14 protein-coding genes are annotated in these 17,627 nt (G+C 56.8%); 6 read left to right on the top strand and 8 right to left on the bottom strand.

The window, feature by feature from the left end:
- The 7 genes from P8Z34_12615 to P8Z34_12585 form a co-directional block, all read right to left on the bottom strand.
- On the bottom strand, nucleotides 1–570 hold a 570-nt coding region (locus tag P8Z34_12615; GenBank protein ID MEJ2551517.1), incomplete at its 3' end, for a lipoate--protein ligase family protein.
- A 160-nt stretch (nucleotides 571–730) separates the two neighbouring features.
- Nucleotides 731–1,408: an adenylate kinase gene (locus P8Z34_12610; protein MEJ2551516.1), complete on the bottom strand. Its 678-nt coding sequence runs from the start codon at nucleotides 1,406–1,408 to the stop codon at nucleotides 731–733.
- Between the two features lie 59 nt (nucleotides 1,409–1,467).
- Nucleotides 1,468–2,703, bottom strand: coding sequence for a CHAD domain-containing protein (locus tag P8Z34_12605; GenBank protein MEJ2551515.1), 1,236 nt, complete (start codon nucleotides 2,701–2,703; stop codon nucleotides 1,468–1,470).
- 49 nt (nucleotides 2,704–2,752) lie between these two features.
- Nucleotides 2,753–3,532 (bottom strand): hypothetical protein, encoded by a 780-nt coding sequence (locus P8Z34_12600; GenBank protein MEJ2551514.1) that lies wholly within the window; start codon nucleotides 3,530–3,532, stop codon nucleotides 2,753–2,755.
- Nucleotides 3,529–4,290, bottom strand: coding sequence for a hypothetical protein (locus tag P8Z34_12595; protein ID MEJ2551513.1), 762 nt, complete (start codon nucleotides 4,288–4,290; stop codon nucleotides 3,529–3,531). Before P8Z34_12595 ends, P8Z34_12600 begins: the two co-directional genes overlap by 4 nt.
- Nucleotides 4,291–4,570: 280 nt before the next feature.
- Nucleotides 4,571–6,832 (bottom strand): transglutaminaseTgpA domain-containing protein, encoded by a 2,262-nt coding sequence (locus P8Z34_12590; GenBank protein ID MEJ2551512.1) that lies wholly within the window; start codon nucleotides 6,830–6,832, stop codon nucleotides 4,571–4,573.
- Nucleotides 6,829–8,220: a DUF58 domain-containing protein gene (locus P8Z34_12585; protein ID MEJ2551511.1), complete on the bottom strand. Its 1,392-nt coding sequence runs from the start codon at nucleotides 8,218–8,220 to the stop codon at nucleotides 6,829–6,831. The genes P8Z34_12590 and P8Z34_12585 overlap by 4 nt, the downstream gene beginning before the upstream one ends.
- 258 nt (nucleotides 8,221–8,478) lie before the next feature.
- On the opposite strand from P8Z34_12585, the gene P8Z34_12580 reads away from it, so the two are divergent.
- The gene (locus P8Z34_12580; protein MEJ2551510.1) at nucleotides 8,479–9,795 is read left to right on the top strand and encodes an extracellular solute-binding protein; all 1,317 of its coding nucleotides are present in this window, start codon (nucleotides 8,479–8,481) and stop codon (nucleotides 9,793–9,795) included.
- A gap of 92 nt (nucleotides 9,796–9,887) precedes the next feature.
- A complete protein-coding gene (locus P8Z34_12575; protein ID MEJ2551509.1) occupies nucleotides 9,888–11,294 on the top strand; it encodes a glycoside hydrolase family 13 protein in 1,407 nt (468 codons plus the stop codon).
- A gap of 39 nt (nucleotides 11,295–11,333) precedes the next feature.
- Here the strand turns inward: P8Z34_12575 and P8Z34_12570 are convergent, their stop codons facing one another.
- Nucleotides 11,334–11,795 (bottom strand): GNAT family N-acetyltransferase, encoded by a 462-nt coding sequence (locus P8Z34_12570; GenBank protein MEJ2551508.1) that lies wholly within the window; start codon nucleotides 11,793–11,795, stop codon nucleotides 11,334–11,336.
- Between the two features lie 250 nt (nucleotides 11,796–12,045).
- Here P8Z34_12570 and P8Z34_12565 point away from each other — a divergent pair, with 250 nt between their 5' ends.
- The 4 genes from P8Z34_12565 (at nucleotide 12,046) to P8Z34_12550 (ending at nucleotide 17,574) form a co-directional block, all read left to right on the top strand.
- Nucleotides 12,046–14,685, top strand: coding sequence for a CBS domain-containing protein (locus P8Z34_12565; protein ID MEJ2551507.1), 2,640 nt, complete (start codon nucleotides 12,046–12,048; stop codon nucleotides 14,683–14,685).
- Nucleotides 14,669–15,172: a GNAT family N-acetyltransferase gene (locus tag P8Z34_12560; GenBank protein ID MEJ2551506.1), complete on the top strand. Its 504-nt coding sequence runs from the start codon at nucleotides 14,669–14,671 to the stop codon at nucleotides 15,170–15,172. The genes P8Z34_12565 and P8Z34_12560 overlap by 17 nt, the downstream gene beginning before the upstream one ends.
- A 112-nt stretch (nucleotides 15,173–15,284) precedes the next feature.
- Nucleotides 15,285–15,854 (top strand): HD domain-containing protein, encoded by a 570-nt coding sequence (locus P8Z34_12555; GenBank protein MEJ2551505.1) that lies wholly within the window; start codon nucleotides 15,285–15,287, stop codon nucleotides 15,852–15,854.
- A 160-nt stretch (nucleotides 15,855–16,014) separates the two neighbouring features.
- Nucleotides 16,015–17,574: a LysM peptidoglycan-binding domain-containing protein gene (locus tag P8Z34_12550; protein MEJ2551504.1), complete on the top strand. Its 1,560-nt coding sequence runs from the start codon at nucleotides 16,015–16,017 to the stop codon at nucleotides 17,572–17,574.
- The last annotated feature ends 53 nt before the right edge of the window (nucleotides 17,575–17,627 follow it).

Genomic DNA, 17,627 nt, shown 5'->3' with positions numbered 1-17,627 from the left:
GTCTCCGCTGAGAGGAATGGAGCCGTGCTGCAGCACGGCTCCCCGGCGGCGAAGCTGTGCGCTGCCCACGATCTTTTTCCCCCGCACTGTGATTTCATATGCGCTGGGACTTTGGAAGCACACTGGTTCCCGGCGCTGCTCCTCGGGAAGGGCCGTATCGGGGGAGACATCGACGTCCAGGCCCAGATTTTCCAGAGCCCGGACGAGAGCGGCGCTCAATTTTCTGTAGCTGGCCAAAACGCCGCCGGAGAAAGCCGGATGGCTGTCCGGCGCGATGAGCGCATAGGTCAGCTCGTCGGTATGCAGAATCGCCCGTCCTCCCGTAGGACGGCGCACGACATCCCAGCCGAGTTCGTCGAGGCGGGAAATGTCGAGGTCATGAAAAGGCTGTGCGTAGCCGAGGGACAGGCAAGGGGGCTGCCATGCGTAAACACGCAGCGTGCAGGGGGATTTATTCTCACATACGGCTTGCAGGACTGCGTCGTCGACCGCCATATTTTCGGCGCCGCGGGCCGCTGCAGAGCGGACGAGCCGCCAATGGGTCGTGTCCGTGTGTTCCACAACCTTCATTATACCCACTGTACGGTGCGTGTTTTTTTCGAAACGGGCGTGTTGGGCAGGGAAACGTGAAACAGGCAAAATCGCAGTCTACAGACGGGGGTAGATCGTCATATTCGAAGTATAAAATTACTTGTGCGAAGGAATAATCCCTGGATAGGATTTGCGTAGTTCAACCGAGATCTTCTACGGTCTTCTTTAGCGCCTGCCATACTTCGTCGATGCCTCCTGAACCATCCACTTCACGCAGCAGGTCTGCTTTCCGATAAAATTCGATCAACGGGGAGGTTTGTTCGTGATAGACCTTGAGCCGTGCACGGACAGTCTCCGGTTTGTCGTCCTCGCGCTGATACAATTTCCCGCCGCACACGTCGCATATCCCCGCTTCTCGTGGCGGGTTGGAAAGGACGTGATACGGCGTTTGACATTGCTCGCAAATCCAGCGCCCGGAAAGACGCCGGATCAGTTCTTCATCCGGAACTGCAATGTGGAGCACTGCGCTCAATTCTCGATCCATAGCATCGAGCATTTCATCCAGGCCGCGCGCTTGTGCGATCGTGCGGGGGAATCCGTCGAGAATGACGCCTTCGGCAGCATCGGGTTGTTCGAGACGGGAGCGTATCATGCCGATGGTCACATCGTCCGGGACCAATTCGCCACGATCCATATATTTCTGCGCCAGCTTTCCCAGTTCTGTCTTTTCGCGCAAGTTTTCACGAAAAAGATCGCCACTTGCGACGTGTACCAGATTGAACGTCTCTTGCAAGCGTTCGGCTTGTGTACCTTTACCGGCGCCGGGCGGACCGAGCAAGACCAGGATCATACTGTCCTCCGTTGTGATTGATTTCATCCCCGTATCCTATCGCGATTTGGATGCGACGAACAGGAAATCGAGATTCATGGCTGCAGCTACAATTCGGATACGGCAACTGCGAGTTTGTGACGAATGTTGGAACGTAAGAAGCGGATCCACGTCGCTGGGAAGGTGTCCACCAGTTTGCGCAGTTCGACTTGCCGCCATACAAGATAGTCTGCCACGCCGCTGATGTCGGTATTCTCGCGGCGGCGTTTTTTACGCCAGTCCTCGAGAAAATCAACGAGGATTCGGCAGGCGATATCGGCGTCGTTCAACTCGCCCAGATGATCCTGAACGATGACACATTCCTGGATCACATCTTTCGCCGTCGGGCCGAGTGCCTCCTGGACGAATTCGAGTAGATAGCGGAAACGCTTGACATCGATACGCAGCGCATGCAGGGTATCGAGCTCGGCCTTCTCCAGGATCTCGTCATACCCGCGCAGAATGCCGTAGCGTTTGTAGATCAGAATTGGGACTGCTTGATAAACCCGGTACGCATTCGGTTTGGAGAGTTTGACTTTTCTCGCACCGTCGTTCTTCGTCGATAGGAAGGTGTTGAATTGATCCACGAATTCCTTATAGCGCTTGCTGTCGAGGTGGGTGAGCAAGTCCGCACGAAGCGTTTCGTGCCTTCCCCGCCAACGATCGAGCAGCGGATCCAATGCGCTTTTTTCGTCGTCGGAAAGCTGCTTGAGATATGTGTCTGCCTTCTGCATCGATACGTCGAGGTCCCGCACCCGACCGAGAGCACGACCCGTACGCCGCAGTCCTTTGAGAAAGGGTTTGATTCGTTTGCGCTTAAAGTAGGGTCCAAAAATGCGGAATGCCGAACGCATCCGCCGCGTGGCCACGCGCATGTCGTGCAGCGCTTCGATGTCTTCCCCGAGGCGCGTTCCTGCTTCATGTTCCAACATGCGTTCGAAATGGAAGCGCAGGACTTTACGGCCTGCCTCACTCATGAAATCGTCAGTCAGGATTCCGGGAGAGTTTTGTTTTTTCGTTTTTTCTTCGCTGGCTCGTTCGGATACCAACGCCACAACCGCTTCTTCAACCAGGGTGGTGGGGAAGATGAGTGTCCCTTTCTCCTTGTAATGGCTGACGGCTCCCTGGACTTCCTCGAGCGGAATCTTCGCCTTCGTCGAAATTTCCTCCAAGGAGAGGCCCTGATTCCAGAAAATAATCAAACAAGCAAGTTGGCGCGAGGCCGGATCGCCTTTTTGCGCAATCTGTTCCAGGATCTCGTTCTCTTCGGGGGTCAGTTCATGGTTATTGGTGCCTGATGCCACTTCGCCTCCTACGCCGGGACTTGCGTCGTGCTGCTTTATGCAAGGTCGATCATTGATGTTTCTTGATTTTTTTCGCCTTGCTTTTGCTTTCCTTGCCCTGAAGTTTTACTTCGGCCTTCTTCTTGGATCGCTTGGCTGGCTTCATGTCCGCAATCGTCTCAGAAATCTGCTTTTGGATGGTCTGGAACACGTGATGGATGCTTTGATTGGCGTCTACGCGGATCATGCCGAATTCGTCTGCGATCGAATCGAATTGAGCGAGCAGCCGCGTCTGATATTCGACGTAGCTGTCGTAGTAATCCCGACCCGGGAGGATGTCTACGCCGGATTCCCAATACGAGAAACCGCGGGCGTTCAACACGCGAGGCACGAGGTTGGCGAGATCGGCCTGCAGGTAAAAGACGCTGTCCGGAACCAGGGCGAAGCCGAAAATATCGCGCAGCCAAGTCGGGTCGGCGCCGCGCACCTGTGCCCGTGCGATGATGGAAAAGAGATAACGATCGAGCAAGACAACGAAACTCGCCCGCAGTGCAGGCATGATTTCCTGCTCCAGCCGGTCCGCGAAGTCTGTAATATAGAACAAGTTCATCGTCGTGTCGCTAAGTGTATGCCCGAGCATGGCGGATTTTATGCCTTTTCCCGCCAGTTTTCCCTGTTTGAAACCCGTTGCGGCGACGGCGTAACCTTCCGATTCGAGCCACTCCCGGAGCAACGCGATCTGGGTCGATCGTCCTACCCCATCTGTGCCCTCCAGCACGATCAGCTTTCCGGGGAGTTGTTTTTTCTTCATTCCGGGAAGGCCGTGACCGTAGAATTTCAATTCCGTCATGGCTCTCCTTCCCGAAGAACGTCCTTCTCCAGGTAGTGGCCGATCAGGCCTTCCGACGTCAGCACCTGGCGCCATGCGCTGGGTTCCGTACGCAGCGCGTCACCGAGATGATTGTGAACGACTTCCTGGACCAATTCCTGCTGTTCGAGAAGCGGCAGGGAGGCGTCGATGACTTCGAGATTGAATTCGGAGGTCATCTTTTCGTATTCATCGAGGATTTTCGACTGAAAGATCCGATAGCTGGTATAGGGGTCATCGCTCAAGCCCAGATCCATTCCGGCTTCGTAATATTTCAACGACGGTCTTCCGCTCAAGATGCGCTCCAGCGCTTCGTCCAGGGACACCCGGAAATAGAACGCAAGCGTAGGTTCGATGGCAAACGAATATACGGATCGCACCCATTTCGGATGGACCCCACGGGCGACATCGCGGGCGAAAGCGGTATACACGTAGCGGTCGGCGAGTACGATGGCGCCGGCTTTCAGCGCCGGGAGCATTTGCCGGTCCATGCGATCGGCGAAATCGGCGGCGTGGATCAGGCTGAAAGACGTCGGTGTGAGAAGCCGCTTTTTCTTGCCGCGTTTCGTCGTTTTATATACGATGGGCGATGAATTCCACTCGCTGAATGCGACGCAAAAGCCCTGGCCGAGCAGCCATTTCCGCAGCATGTCGAGCTGTGTGCTCTTGCCGGACCCATCGATTCCTTCAACGATGAAGAGCTTCCCAGGTAAGGCTCGTCCGTCTGCAAGTTTCGCCATCCTTCATGCTCCTCGTGATGGTAATTCCGGCCCGGTTGCTGTGAAGTGATGATGATCGTCGGGGAAGAGAATAATAATGTTTTTCGCCAACTATGCCAAGCGGCTCAGCACGATTCGAACTGGAATTTTCGCTGAAAATATCACTCCTGCGCGGCAGGAAGGAAGCCGCTACGGTTAAGATCGGCCAATTACCGAGCAGAATAATTCGGGCTCAATTTTAGATGCTGGCTAGTAGAGTTTAAATCCCGGCGGCCGGAAAACTGCTCACCGTAAATAGCCGCTACGTAGATGGGGTTTTTTCCCGGAATATGCGTCGAAAGAAGCCCGGGATGCGTTGGTGATACAAGTGATTCAGCCACAACCCCCAGCGCTGTCGACGTGCCTGGCGCCAGGAAGCCCGAATCCGACTCGCAGATTCTTCTGTAATCTCCATTTCGCTGAATCTGGCTATCAAATACATTGCGGTACTTTCTGTAAGCGCTGACTCTACGTTTTCGTGATCCGAAAAAGCGGATTTGAAACGATCCAGAAATTCGTTGGGCGTGGTACTCTTCGAAGCCGAATAGCCCAGGGATTTCAACGAGCGGCGAACGTTTTTATATAGAGCTTCGATCTTCTCGCGCGGAGATCTACGCGAAAAATCGGATCTTCTGTAAAGCAGCAAACCGCCACCGATGCCGAGTATGGTGAGGATCAGCCGCAGGCTGGTGAAGACCAGCTCCCTGGGCAAGAGAATAGAAGTCTCATCTTCCTCGCCGGCGAGTTCCTCTTCGTTTTCATTCTCGGGGAGGCCGCGGTCGAAGGTAGCCAGCGTCGAGGTTGGCTCGAATTCGATCCAGCCGTATCCGCTGAAGTACACCTCCACCCAGGCATGTGCGTTATCGACCCGGACGCGATACTCACTCACCCGATAGTCGAACTCGCCCATTGAATATCCCGTAACGACGCGTGCAGGGATGCCCTGCACGCGCAGGATGACGGCCATCGCGGAGGCGTAATAGCTGCAGAAGCCTCCCGGCGCGTCGAAAAGAAAATAGTCGACGGCATCCCGTCCTTCGGGAACCTGCGGGACATCCTGGTTGTAGGTGTAATTGTTGCGCAGATAGTCTTCCACCCGCTTCACGACTTCGTAACTCGACTCGGAGCCGAAGGCAATATTTGCGGCGAGGTTTCGTGTACGCTGCGAGATGGTATTCGGCAATTGCAAATACGTATCGGTGATTTCATCGGGGTAGGTTACAGGCGCGGAGGCGAGGTCGTGGGCGGAAACGTCTACGGCGAAGGAAGCGATGCCGTAGCGATCCGTTCTCCCGGAGATCAGCGAGTCTTCCGGTCCGATCGAGAGAAGCTGAATGTTGCGATCGCCCCAGACAGGATCGTTGACCGCAAAGAGCTTCTGGCCGTGGTCGGCGATGATCCAGAACGACTGGCGCAGGAAGTACCGCCCCGGCGGAGCCTCCGGCACCACGTCGGGAATGTCCTCGATTGTAGATAAGGTTTCGACGGGATTCCAACCGGTGCCTGTGTATTCTCCAAACACTTCGTTCCGCCAATAATGCCTCGGGATAGCGGTCATTTGAATGTTCAACTCGGGAGGCGGCGGCACAGGATCGCTGAGGCGGACCCGCATGATCGTATCGGTCCCTTTTTCCAGGGGAATGCCGATCGTGCTCATGTCGGGTGTATATGCACTCACCGCCTCTCGTCCAAGACTGGGGAAAGGCCCCTCGGGCAGCGGGGCGTTGTCGCTTATCGGTTCGATCTGCAGGCGTTCCAGGAAGTCGGCGATTTTCCGCCAGCCTTCGACCGTCGTAAATATGGGGAAGATGAACACGAATACCGTGATCGAAGCGGTGAGCAACGCGGCGATCGCGCTCCAATCGTAGCCCAGATCGGGATAATCGACCTTGCGTTGGCGCCAGTCGGCGTGGGCACGGTAATACACCATGTAGGCAATGAACAAGCAGCTAAGCGCAGTAAAAGTTACCAGGGGAGAAGTTGGCTCTTCGCCGAGTTGAATGTTGGCGCCCAGCATCAATCCCAGCGGCACAAGTCCTTCGAGGGCACGCTTCCTGCGGATCAGGGACCACATGAACCAGGCGAAACCGTTCCATATGAGTAAAACGATACAAAACAGCAGCCAACCATTATCGAATATCTGCTGGCGGTTTATGATCGCAAGTCCCCAGAATTGGAGGCGATCGAGTAAATTGATGATCTGGGTGTGCATCGATTGGATGATGCTGATTTGTGGTTCAAGCTGAGTCAACATGCGCAGCGGGAAAAAACGGCCGACGGATTCGGCGGCGACGATGAGCGACAGCAACAAGTGGTATGCCAGAACCGTTCTGGACCGGAATCGGGAGACGGCCGTCGCAGCTCCAAACAGGATCGCCGTTAAAACGACCAGTAGATAGGAGATCTCGTGCCGCGTCCACCCGGTGTCCTGAACGCTGTCTGAAAACGTAACGGCGATGGCCAACACCAACGCAGCGGGGACGAAGAGGTGCTTCGTGCGTCGAACCAGCGCAGCAGCGATCATTTGTCGGCCCTCATAGAAAGGTCCATCGTAGCGCGGGGTTGTGAACGTGTAACGACGGCGCCGGTGCCAAGCTGCGTGAATTCCCAACGATGTAGTTCTCCATAGGCGGCGTAGATGGGCTTGACCGAAGCCGGAACCACGACGCGCGTCCGGATCCCGATTTTCGATAATTCGAGAACGGCGGCTTCCGTTTTTCCTGATTGCTCCGGATCGCCCGAATCCAACAGAATTGCCATCACGCCGCCGTGGCTGCTGCTGGCAAAGGGATTGATCTTTGCCGACCACTCGGTGTTTAGTGACGGCGTAATCACCACCGAAAGATGGCGGGAGGATTGAACCGCGGAAGCATCTACGATCGTTTTTGCCAGCGGACGGGAGGCGCTGGCCCGTAATGGCGCCAGTCCTCGCAGCAGCGTCCAGAAATGCGTGCGGCTTCTCTGCGGCGGAATGATGACGCGTTCGGTGCCGTGAGCGAAGAGCCCGACGGACAATCCCGTCTGCAGATATTCACGCGCGAGCGAGGCCGCAAGCATGATCATGACCTCCTCGCTTGAATTTTGCCCCTCCCCAAAATGAGCCTCTCCATCCATATCCAGGACGATCCAGATCGTGGATGTGCCTTCCGGTTCGAAACCTTTGACGTACGGTTCGAAGCGCCTGGCGGTCGTCGGCCAGTGGATTTGACGCAAGGGATCACCGGGTACGTAAGGGCGCACGAAGGATGCATTCACAGTGTCCGCGTGAAGCGGCTGCGGGACGAGTAGAAATTCGCCCTGCGAACCGCCTCGCGGCATCAAACCCGCGGGCAGCCTGGCAAGCGGAGGGAAAACCAATATTTCCTCCGGCTCGTGGAACATATGGCACACGTTGAAAATGCCAAACGGATCCCCCATGCGCAGTTCCCATGGACCGAGATGGAAAAGGCCTCTGCGATTACAGATCGCGCCGGCGCGCCATTGGGTAAGCATGTTTGGATTCAAACCGCGTACACTTGAAATGGTATAACCTGGAAGGTCGCTGTTATCGACAAACTCGGCCCATAGAACGGGCAGCCGGGATTCGTTGAACACTTCGCCGGTTTCCTCGAGTTCATCGCCAACTTGAATCGCCCGGTAGACCAGGGTGCGCTTCCCGACGACGTCGTTGAGCATGGCGCGCGACCAGACGAAGGCGGTGAAGAGGATGCCCAAGAGAGCACCCAAACCGATCGCCGTCGTCGTAGCGAGTTCGTGCACGTGCCATACGAGGATCACGATGAGCAAGATTATGGGGTACCAACTGCGCAGTTCGAGGACCGATTTTCGATTTCCGTCATCCCGCTGGATCAAAACAGGTGAACCCCGAAATATGCCTTTTAGTTTTGCCGCCATGCGAGTGCGCCAAGACATTGTTCGAATACTCCAGGTGAATCGAATTATAAAGGAAGCAACTGCGGGGATTGTATAACACAAGTCCGCTCTTTGCTGGATGTTCAGCGCTGATTCAATTTTCGCCGTAAGGAGGGATCGAAAATCGCGGTGTACTTGGACCGATTGGAATGTGGTAGACTGAATCGCTGAGCTTGCGGTACGAGCGGCTGCAAATCGGAGTCATTTGTTTCGGCTGGGTTTGTACCACAGAAGCGCAGGTTCGATTTGGGTAGGAAAATGCAGCGAAATGTAAGCGTACGCAGTCTCGTAATCGTGTTGATACTTGTGAGTTTGGCAGCAGCGTGCCAAAGTAATCCGGGTTCCTCCACGGACCAGGGCGGCGTCTCGGCCCCGGCGACGGTTTCCTCCACAATTGCCTCTGCTTCGCAGACTCCACGGGAATCGACGCCGAGTGGGTCCTTGCATGGTGAAGTCCGCATTTGGCTGAGTTGGAACAGCGATGAATTACGCGGCCTGCATCGGGTCATCGATCGCTTCTTGGAGCAGAACCCCGCGACGGATTTTTCCATCGTCTACTTTCCCGAAGACGAACTCAAACCGGCGCTCGAATCGCTCGAAGACGCAAGTCTTGGCCCGTCCATCGTCTTCGCGCCATCATCGTGGGGTCCGTGGATGTGGTCGCAAGGTTGGGTCGTCGACGTTGCCGGTCGCGTCGATGAGGAACTGGATTCCAACGTGCATCCTCTTGCCTGGAGTCAGGTGTCCTATGAGAACGCCCGAATCGGTTTGCCATTGGAACTCCAGGGTGTGGTCTTGTACCGCAACCGCGAATTGGCTGGAACGGCACCGGAGAGTGTACAGGGTTGGGTGAACACGGCGCTGCAGCTCAAGGAAGAAGGCAAGGTAGGAATTGCTTTGGATCTCGGCTTCGATTTCACCGCTTCACAGATCGATGCCTGTGATGGATCGTTGTTCACCGAGTCGGGGGAAGTCACGATCGACACCCCGCAAGGCCGCTGCTGGCTTGAATTACTCGCTTTCATCCGACAGGCCAGCCGGGTGACGACCAACACAGATGAAGATGTGAACCTCTTCGAGACGGGCCAGGCGGGCTGGGTCATCGATGGGACGTGGAACGCGCGTCGGTATGAAGATGCGATTGGAATTCAGAATCTGTTAGTGGACCTCTGGCCGTTGTATCAGGCAACGGATCGACATCTGGCGGGATTCGTGTGGACGGAAAATTCCTACTTGATGCAGGGTCTCTCCGATCTCGATGCGGAGGCCTCCTGGGCTTTCATGCGCTTTCTCTTAACGCCGGAAGCGCAGGGGATGCTCAGTCAGGTGGCCAACGCGGATCATCTTTCGGTTCTCACAGGTTTGGAATCTTCCGATATCCTGCAGCGTGAAGTCACCGCCGCTCTCTTTCAGGGTGTTCCCCGGCCGCTGCTCATGGATCTGGATGTTTATCGGTCGCCGTTGGAAAGTGCGGTGGACGTAGTGGCCGTACAGGGGGCGGATCCCGACCTGGCGATCGACGTGGCTTTGAGCAAACTCGAGCTGTTGGGATCGGGCGGCGGCGTCGATGAATAGATGGGGCCGGACCATGAAGCATGACGTGGAGGGCAGCCGGCGCGGCAAGGATCGCTGCCGAGGCTGGAAATCAATGTTTTGGGTAAGAGTTGATGACGGTCCCTGAATGGGTAAGAGATGCGGTCTTCTATCAGGTATTTCCGGATCGTTTCGCCAACGGTGATCCCGCCAACGATCCGCCCAACGTTCGCCCGTGGAACGAGAAACCGAGTGCATGGGGATTTCACGGCGGCGATCTGCAAGGACTGATCGATCGCTTCGACTACTTGCTCGATCTGGGCGTGAACGCGATCTATCTCAATCCGATCTTCCTCTCGGCTTCCAACCATCGCTACGATACGATAGATTATTTCCAAATCGACCCCAAGCTGGGAGATCTGAGCGTCTTTCGTGCCTTGATCGAGAAGGCGCATCAGTTGCACGTGAGGATCGTTCTGGACGGCGTATTCAACCACTGCGGTCGTGGCTTTTTCGCTTTCGATGATGTGCTTTCGAATCAGGAACACTCACCGTACCAGGATTGGTTCCACATCCAGCGTTTTCCACTCAATGCTTACAATCCGCATAAAAAAATCAACTACCTGGCCTGGTGGGGCCATCGCAATTTGCCCAAATTCAACACCGGCAACCCCGGTGTGCGCGAGTATCTGTTCTCTGTGGCGCGATACTGGATCGAGCAGGGCGCCGATGGCTGGCGATTGGATGTGCCCACCGAAATCGACGACGATTCTTTCTGGGAAGCCTTTCGCTCGCAGGTCAAACAGATTAACCCCGACGCATTTCTGCTGGGCGAAGTCTGGGAGGTGAATCCCCGCTTCGTGGGAGAGCGTCACTTCGATGGATTGATGAATTATCCGGTCCGGGATGCACTGCTGGATTTCGTGGCGAGGAGGATTCTGTCCCCGTCCGAATTCGCCAAACGGATCGAGGCTGTCCTGCAGGCCTATCCGCAAGCACACAACTTTGCCCAATACGTACTGCTCGGCAGCCACGACACCGAACGCCTGCGGACCTTATGTTTTGACGACGATCGGGTCGTGCAGCAGGCGTTTCTGTTCCAGATGGGTTTTCCCGGTGCTCCGGCAATTTATTACGGCGACGAGATCGGCATGACCGGAGGAAAGGACCCGGATTGCCGGGGTGCATTTCCTACGGACGAAGCAGCATGGAACCATGCGCTGCGGGATTACGTCAGAAATTTGATCCATCTGCGGCATCGCTTGCCCGTATTGCGGCAAGGCGATTACGCAACTTTTCTGGCCGATGACTCGAGTGGGGTGTACGCATACGTGCGATCGCTGCAAGGTGAATCGGCCCTTATCCTGCTCAACATCAGCGACGAAGCGCGCAGCGTTCAGCTTGCCGTCGATTCGATCGGCTGGGAAATTGGACGCGAAGTTTACGATGCCATCAGCAAAGGAAATCACCAGGTGTCCGGCGAAGGGCTGCGGCTGAGTCTACCCCCGAGAGGCGGCGCGCTGCTCTACGTTCCAACGTAGCGTCTCACGCAAGTCGTGCTTTCGCCCGGCGCCGGCGCTTCACTCGACGCGGATTTTCTTTTCGTACTTCCAGGATGATTTGATTCGCGTGTATCCGATATTGGGATAGAACAAGTGCGCCGTGTCCCTGTGCATACCGGAGTACAGCGCTACGGTCTCACAGCCATGTCTGCCTGCCCACTCCTCGACGTGTTGAAGCAGCTTCTTACCGAGCCCGCGACGACGATAACTAGTCCGGATGACGATGCCGCCAATTTCGGCGCTCAATCCCGAAATCAATAAGTAGCGCAGGTAGGCGTGAATCCATCCCACGATCGGTCCGTGCGGCACTTCCATCACGAACACAACGTGATCTGCGCGGCTTTTGAGATGCTCCAGCCGGTTCAGTATCTGTTCTTGTGAGGCGGGATATCCGAGTTCGGCGCTCAAATCTGCGATTTCGTCCGCGTCCGCCGGGGTCGCAGGGCGGATCTCGAAGTTCGAGTCAACTTTCTGGTTCATTCTGCTTCCTTGTCTTCTAAAAGATGGAATTCATCAGGTTTGACTTTAACCACAATCTGTCCTTGTATTCAAGGTCACGCTGCCTTCAGAGAATCAACGTCCGCTGCCTCACGACCGAGGTGTCTGTGTCCGGACAATCAGCGAAACGCTATTTCCAAGCCCATTGTATAATCCCCGTGAGGGAGGAAGCGGGTGCACATAAAAACCAGCGCATTGCTGGAACGGACTTCCTCCGATGGGATCGATGGCGATGCACTTGATTCTGACACACGAACAAGCGGATTTCGATGCCCTCGCATCGCTGCTCGCCGCGCACCTTCTCCATCCGGAAGCGCTGGCGGTCTTGCCGCGGCGTTTGAACCGCAACGTACACGCTTACCTGACGTTGTACGGCGAACGCTTTCCGTTCGAAGAATTTCAGGATCTGCCTCGCGGTCACGTCGACCGTTTGACCCTGGTCGACACGCAGTCCTCGGTTTCGATCAAGGGAGTCACCAAGACAACCGAAGTGCACGTCATCGATCACCATCCCGAAGACGAGGCGCTGAATCCGGCCTGGACGGCGCATCTCGAAGATATCGGGGCTACGACGACGCTGCTCGTCGAATCCTTACGGCAGGAGAACATCAAGCTCGATCTCGTCATCGCCACCCTGCTGCTGCTGGGTATTTATGAGGACACGGGATCGCTGTCTTATGCGGCAACTACGCCGAGAGACGTGCGTGCGGCGGCGTGGCTGCTCGAAGCAGGAGCGAGCCTCGACATCGCTTCCAATTTCCTAAATCACCCCCTTTCTCCCGACCAGCGAGATTTGTTCAACCAGCTCTTCGAAGCCGTAGAGACGTTCGAGATTCATGGCCTTTCGATCGTCATCGCTTGCGGCGTCGCCGGGGACATGGTGGACGAGATCTCTACCTTGGCGCACAAATTGCGTGACGTTTTCGATCCGGACGGTCTGGTCGTGCTCGTGGCCCTCAACGGGGCGATTCAACTGGTCGGGCGCTCATCATCATCGTTGCTGGACATCAGCCGCGTGGCGGAACATTTCGGAGGAGGCGGGCACGATCGCGCTGCTGCGGCGTTGATCAAAGATCGCAGCCTGGCGGAAGTCAATGCGGAGCTGCATGAACTCTTGCCCCAGATCATCGAGCCGGTAAAAACGGTCGCCGAAATCATGTCGCGCGACCCACGAGTACTGAATCCGGAGACCAGCATTGCGGATGCATTGGCGCGCATGCAGCGCTCCGGCCACGAAGGTTTCCCCGTTGTGGAGGGAAAGACCGTGAAAGGCCTGCTCACTCGCCGGGCGGTGGATCGGGCCGTGACGCACGGCATGCAGGATCGGCCCATCTCCAGCATCATGGATGCCGGGGACTTGACGGTCCATCCGGGTGATTCCGTTCAGCGCCTGCAGCGCGCCATGATTCACCGCGGCTGGGGTCAGGTGCCCGTTGCGGATCCGGAGAGCGGAGAAATCATTGGCATCGTCACGCGCACCGATTTGCTGAAAATCCTCGGTGCGGCGGTTGAAGAACCACCGCTCACGAATCTCGGCGACCGGTTGGAAAGCGCCTTGAAGCCGGAGAGGCTGGCGCTGCTGAAGAAGGTTGCCGAGGAGGCCATGGCGCACAAGTCCGCTTTGTACATCGTGGGCGGTTTCGTGCGCGATCTCCTGCTGCGCGAACCCAGTGTGGACTTCGATCTCGTCGTGGAGGGGGACGCCATCGGATTGGCGAAAGGCCTGGCTTCGAAGTACGGCGGCCGCATCAGCAGCCATCGGCGCTTTGGGACGGCCAAGTGGCAGCTCGATCGCGAAAACAAGCAGCTCCTGAAAGCCGTCTCCACTTCGGCGGAAGATGGAGTCGATCTGCCTGCCGATCTAGATTTCGTCTCCGCCCGGACGGAATTCTATACCCATCCGACGGCGCTGCCTTCGGTCGAGCGCGGCAGCATCAAGCTGGATCTGCACCGCCGCGATTTCACGATCAATACGCTGGCGTTACGTCTCGATGGCCGGCATTACGGCCAGTTACTCGACCATTGGGGAGGCGGACGGGATCTGCGCGATCGCAAGATACGCGTGCTGCATTCCATCAGTTTTGTGGACGACCCCACGCGCATGCTGCGCGCCGTGCGTCTCGAGCAGCGTCTCAATTTTGAAATCGAAGCGCGTACCCTCGAGCTGCTCCGCCAGGCGCTTCCGCTTCTGGATCGGGTCAGCGGCGAACGGCTGCGCAATGAACTGGTTCAGATTTTCCACGAAGACCGCATGCCGCAGATCATGGCTCGCCTGCAGGAACTGGATTTACTGAGAGCGATCCATCCCACACTCATCTGGGACGAGTGGCTCGAAAGCCGCGTCTCGCGAGTCTTCGATTTCGAGGCGCCGCCGGCATGGCGGCTCGAAGACCCGCCGGAGCAGGAATTTCTCATATACACTCTGCTGTTCTTCCGTCTTTCGCAGAAGGAGATACACGCGGTTTGCGATCGTCTGCATTTCCCCTCCGGCTTGATGGGCCAGATTCTCGAAGCTGCAAGTCTGGGACGAGAGCTGCCCTCGTTGGTGGAGGATGCGAAAGCGAGCGAGCTGACGGCGCGGATGGATGAATGCCGCGAAGCGGCACTGGCGGCTGCCTGGCTTGCGCTGCAGGGTGAGACGCAGGCGCGGGATGCCATCGAGCGTTATTTGAGCGTCTGGCGTTTCGTGGAGCCGAAATCGGACGGTGAGGCTCTGCGGGCGCTTGGCCTGCCGCCGGGTCCTGGCTATCGACGCATCCTCTGGGCGCTGCGAGCGGCCTGGATCGACGAAGAGCTGCACTCGGAAGCAGAAGAAAAAGTTTTGCTACACAAACTGATCGAAAGGGAAGCTTCTCATGGTCGAGGCGCTTGATTGCCGCATCCGGCCCGCCGTAGAAGCGGACTTACCTGAAATGGAATGGGAAGGCGAGTACACCCAATACCGGCGCGTCTACCGGCACGTGATGGAAGAGATGCAGTTGGGCAGGCGTTTGATCCTCGTCGCCGAATGCGACGGGAGAGTCGTGGGGCAGATCTTCATCCAATTCAACGCGCATCGTGCGGATATCCATCATGGCGCGCTGAGCGCTTACCTGCACGCCTTTCGCGTCCGGCCAGCCTACCGCAATCGGGGCATCGGGACGCGTCTGGTCCAAGCGGCGGAATCCGTTCTGCGCGATGCAGGGTACGAACGTGTGGCGATTGCCGCTGCGGTGGAAAACATAGGCGCTCAAAGGTTGTACGAACGTTTGGGGTATCAAGTTTACAAAACCGACCCAGGTCGTTGGTCTTTCATCGATCACCAGGGAAGGTTGCGCAGAGTCAACGAACCATCTTTACTGCTCGAGAAGTGGCTTTGAGCTGCCGGATCATTCGATGGCAGATTGGCGCCATGCGGATGGCGGTTGTCATGAAAAATGGGAATAACGCCTAGGCGGACGACGGTTTGATTTTCACAGGCGTGCCAGAACGATGAAGGACAAAGTGAAGACGGATCCCCTTTTCACAGTTATAGAATTCGCCGTGCGGGCACACGCCGGACAATTCCGGAAGGGCACTTCTGTTCCATACATCGTACATCCGTTTGCGGTGGGCCGCATTCTGGCCGTTGCGGGATGCGCGCAGGAACTCGTCATCGCCGGTTTTTTACACGACACGGTTGAGGATACAACGGTGACGCTAGATGAGATTCGAAAGAGATTTGGCGATCGGGTGGCGAGACTCGTTTGCGCCGTTACGGAGTCCGACCGTTCGGCACCCTGGCGGCAGCGCAAACAGGAAACGCTGGACAAGCTTCGATGCGCCGATGATGACGTACTCATGCTCGCGCTGGCCGATAAAATAGACAACATGCGGTCCATCCGTAATTTCCTGCGCCGCGAAGGGGAAGAGCTTTGGGAGCGCTTCAACCGGCCGCGAGCGGATCAAGCCTGGTATTTTCGCTCCCTGGCGTCCTGCTTCCGGGAGCGCGTTCACCGAACACCCGCATCGGACTTGCTTCCAGAATTTATCCAACTGGTGGATGCAGTCTTCCCGCAATGATTCGAAGTATTTTCGCACGGCGTGGCATGAATCTTGAACCCAGAAATGAGTCGCTGCCCGGTGATTGACTGGATTCGACAATACGCCGTTCGCGCAAGTCGCCGTGCAGGGAGTGAGAAAGTCGTTGTTTTGTCATAGAGTGTCTGGAGAGGATCCCGCGTTGGCGAACGTCTTTTTCCGCAAACGCCTGGTATACATCGCCTGCGTTGTGCTCGTCATCGCGGCCAGCACGGTCGCTTGTGCGTTTCCCGGAATATTTTCAGCAAGGGAAAACATTTCCAGCACGAAGGACGCCAATCCCCTGCCGGTCATCACTCCGACGCCCACACAGCATCCGCTGATTTCATTGCTGCCGCCTTCACGTGCACCGGGTGAAGAAGTTCTTCCTCCTACACCCGATCCTGTGCGTAACACGCCAACGGTGCGCATGGACGTGCTCTATCACGTGGTGCAAGCAGGCGAGACGTTGGGGCAGATCGCCGAACAATACAATGTGACCGTACTCCAGATCAGTCAGGCAAATCAACTGTCGAACGTCGATTACCTTGCCGTGGGACAGCTGCTCGAAATCCCGGCACCCGTTCCACAGCCCGAAGGTCCGAGCAATAAACTCGTTCCGGATTCGGAACTCGTTTATGGGCCGGCGAGCGTAATTTTCGATCTGCAAGCCGAAATCGATGAATGGGGTGGATACCTTTCCGCATACACAGAGGAAGTCGAATACGAAGAGATGACCGGCGCGCAGATCGTTCAATTGGTGGCGCAGCGATATTCCGTCAACCCGCGGCTGCTTTTGGCCGTCCTCGAGTATCAAGGGGGTTGGGTAACCAACGCGGACGTCGATACATTGGACCGAGTCTATCCTGTCGGCTACCAGCGGCAGGATTGGGGAGGTCTGTTCGTGCAGTTGTCATGGGCCGCCGATCAACTCAACCAGGGTTACTACTTGTGGCGGGCCGGTTGGGTGGGACCGCTGGTCTTTTCAGACGGCAAGGTCGTCGTGCCTGGACCGGGTTTGAACGCCGGAAGCGTGGGCGTTCAATATCTTTTCGCGAAGTTGTACGACGTCGAGGCGTGGCGCGGCGTGGTCTCTGCACAGGGATTCATCCAAACGTATACAACGCTGTTCGGTGATCCTTTCGAGCGCGCAATCGAGCCGCTCGTGCCGCAGGATCTGGAACAACCTTTGCTGCAGCTTCCTTTCGAAGACGGCAAAGTGTGGTCCTTCACCGGAGGGCCGCATTCTGCCTGGGGGGATGGCGCGGCGTGGGCTGCACTCGACTTTGCACCTCCGGGTTATGCACTCGGATGCGGCTATTCCGATGAATGGGTTGTGGCCGCAGCCGATGGACTGGTTCTGCGCTCCGAGAACGGTGAAGTCATCCTGGACCTCGATGGAGACGGCTACGAGCAGACCGGCTGGGTACTGCTCTACATGCACGTCGAAAGCCGAGACCGGGTCCCGGTGGGGACGTACCTCCACGCCGGTGAGCGAATCGGGCATCCATCCTGCGAAGGCGGATACGCCACCGGCCTGCACGTGCACATCGCACGTAAATTCCGCGGCGAATGGATCGCGGCGGACGGGCGCATTCCGTTCGTCATGGACGGATGGATCTCTGCGGGGGACGGAACAGCGTACAGTGGCACGCTGCGCAGGGATCAGGATACAATAGAATCTTGTGAATGCAGAAATGAGACCAACCAGATCGGACGGTGACGTTTTCGGGCGGTGCCGCAGACGAAGGGAGCTTCGTCGAAACCTGTTCTTGG

It is taken from the genome of Anaerolineales bacterium, assembly GCA_037382465.1.
Classification (GTDB): Bacteria; Chloroflexota; Anaerolineae; order Anaerolineales; family E44-bin32; genus WVZH01.
The sequence above is the reverse complement of the archived record's forward strand: the minus strand, read 5'-3'. Positions and strand labels throughout refer to the sequence as shown.

What these genes read in the sequence shown, in the direction of transcription:
- P8Z34_12575 (MEJ2551509.1), top strand. Translation starts at nt 9,888, where the DNA reads ATGACGGTCCCTGAATGGGTAAGAGATGCGGTCTTCTATCAGGTATTT.
- P8Z34_12565 (MEJ2551507.1), top strand. Translation starts at nt 12,046, where the DNA reads ATGCACTTGATTCTGACACACGAACAAGCGGATTTCGATGCCCTCGCA.
- P8Z34_12570 (MEJ2551508.1), bottom strand. Translation starts at nt 11,795, where the DNA reads ATGAACCAGAAAGTTGACTCGAACTTCGAGATCCGCCCTGCGACCCCG.
- P8Z34_12560 (MEJ2551506.1), top strand. Translation starts at nt 14,669, where the DNA reads ATGGTCGAGGCGCTTGATTGCCGCATCCGGCCCGCCGTAGAAGCGGAC.
- P8Z34_12595 (MEJ2551513.1), bottom strand. Translation starts at nt 4,290, where the DNA reads ATGGCGAAACTTGCAGACGGACGAGCCTTACCTGGGAAGCTCTTCATC.
- P8Z34_12600 (MEJ2551514.1), bottom strand. Translation starts at nt 3,532, where the DNA reads ATGACGGAATTGAAATTCTACGGTCACGGCCTTCCCGGAATGAAGAAA.
- P8Z34_12610 (MEJ2551516.1), bottom strand. Translation starts at nt 1,408, where the DNA reads ATGAAATCAATCACAACGGAGGACAGTATGATCCTGGTCTTGCTCGGT.
- P8Z34_12580 (MEJ2551510.1), top strand. Translation starts at nt 8,479, where the DNA reads ATGCAGCGAAATGTAAGCGTACGCAGTCTCGTAATCGTGTTGATACTT.
- P8Z34_12590 (MEJ2551512.1), bottom strand. Translation starts at nt 6,832, where the DNA reads ATGATCGCTGCTGCGCTGGTTCGACGCACGAAGCACCTCTTCGTCCCC.
- P8Z34_12585 (MEJ2551511.1), bottom strand. Translation starts at nt 8,220, where the DNA reads ATGTCTTGGCGCACTCGCATGGCGGCAAAACTAAAAGGCATATTTCGG.
- P8Z34_12555 (MEJ2551505.1), top strand. Translation starts at nt 15,285, where the DNA reads ATGAAGGACAAAGTGAAGACGGATCCCCTTTTCACAGTTATAGAATTC.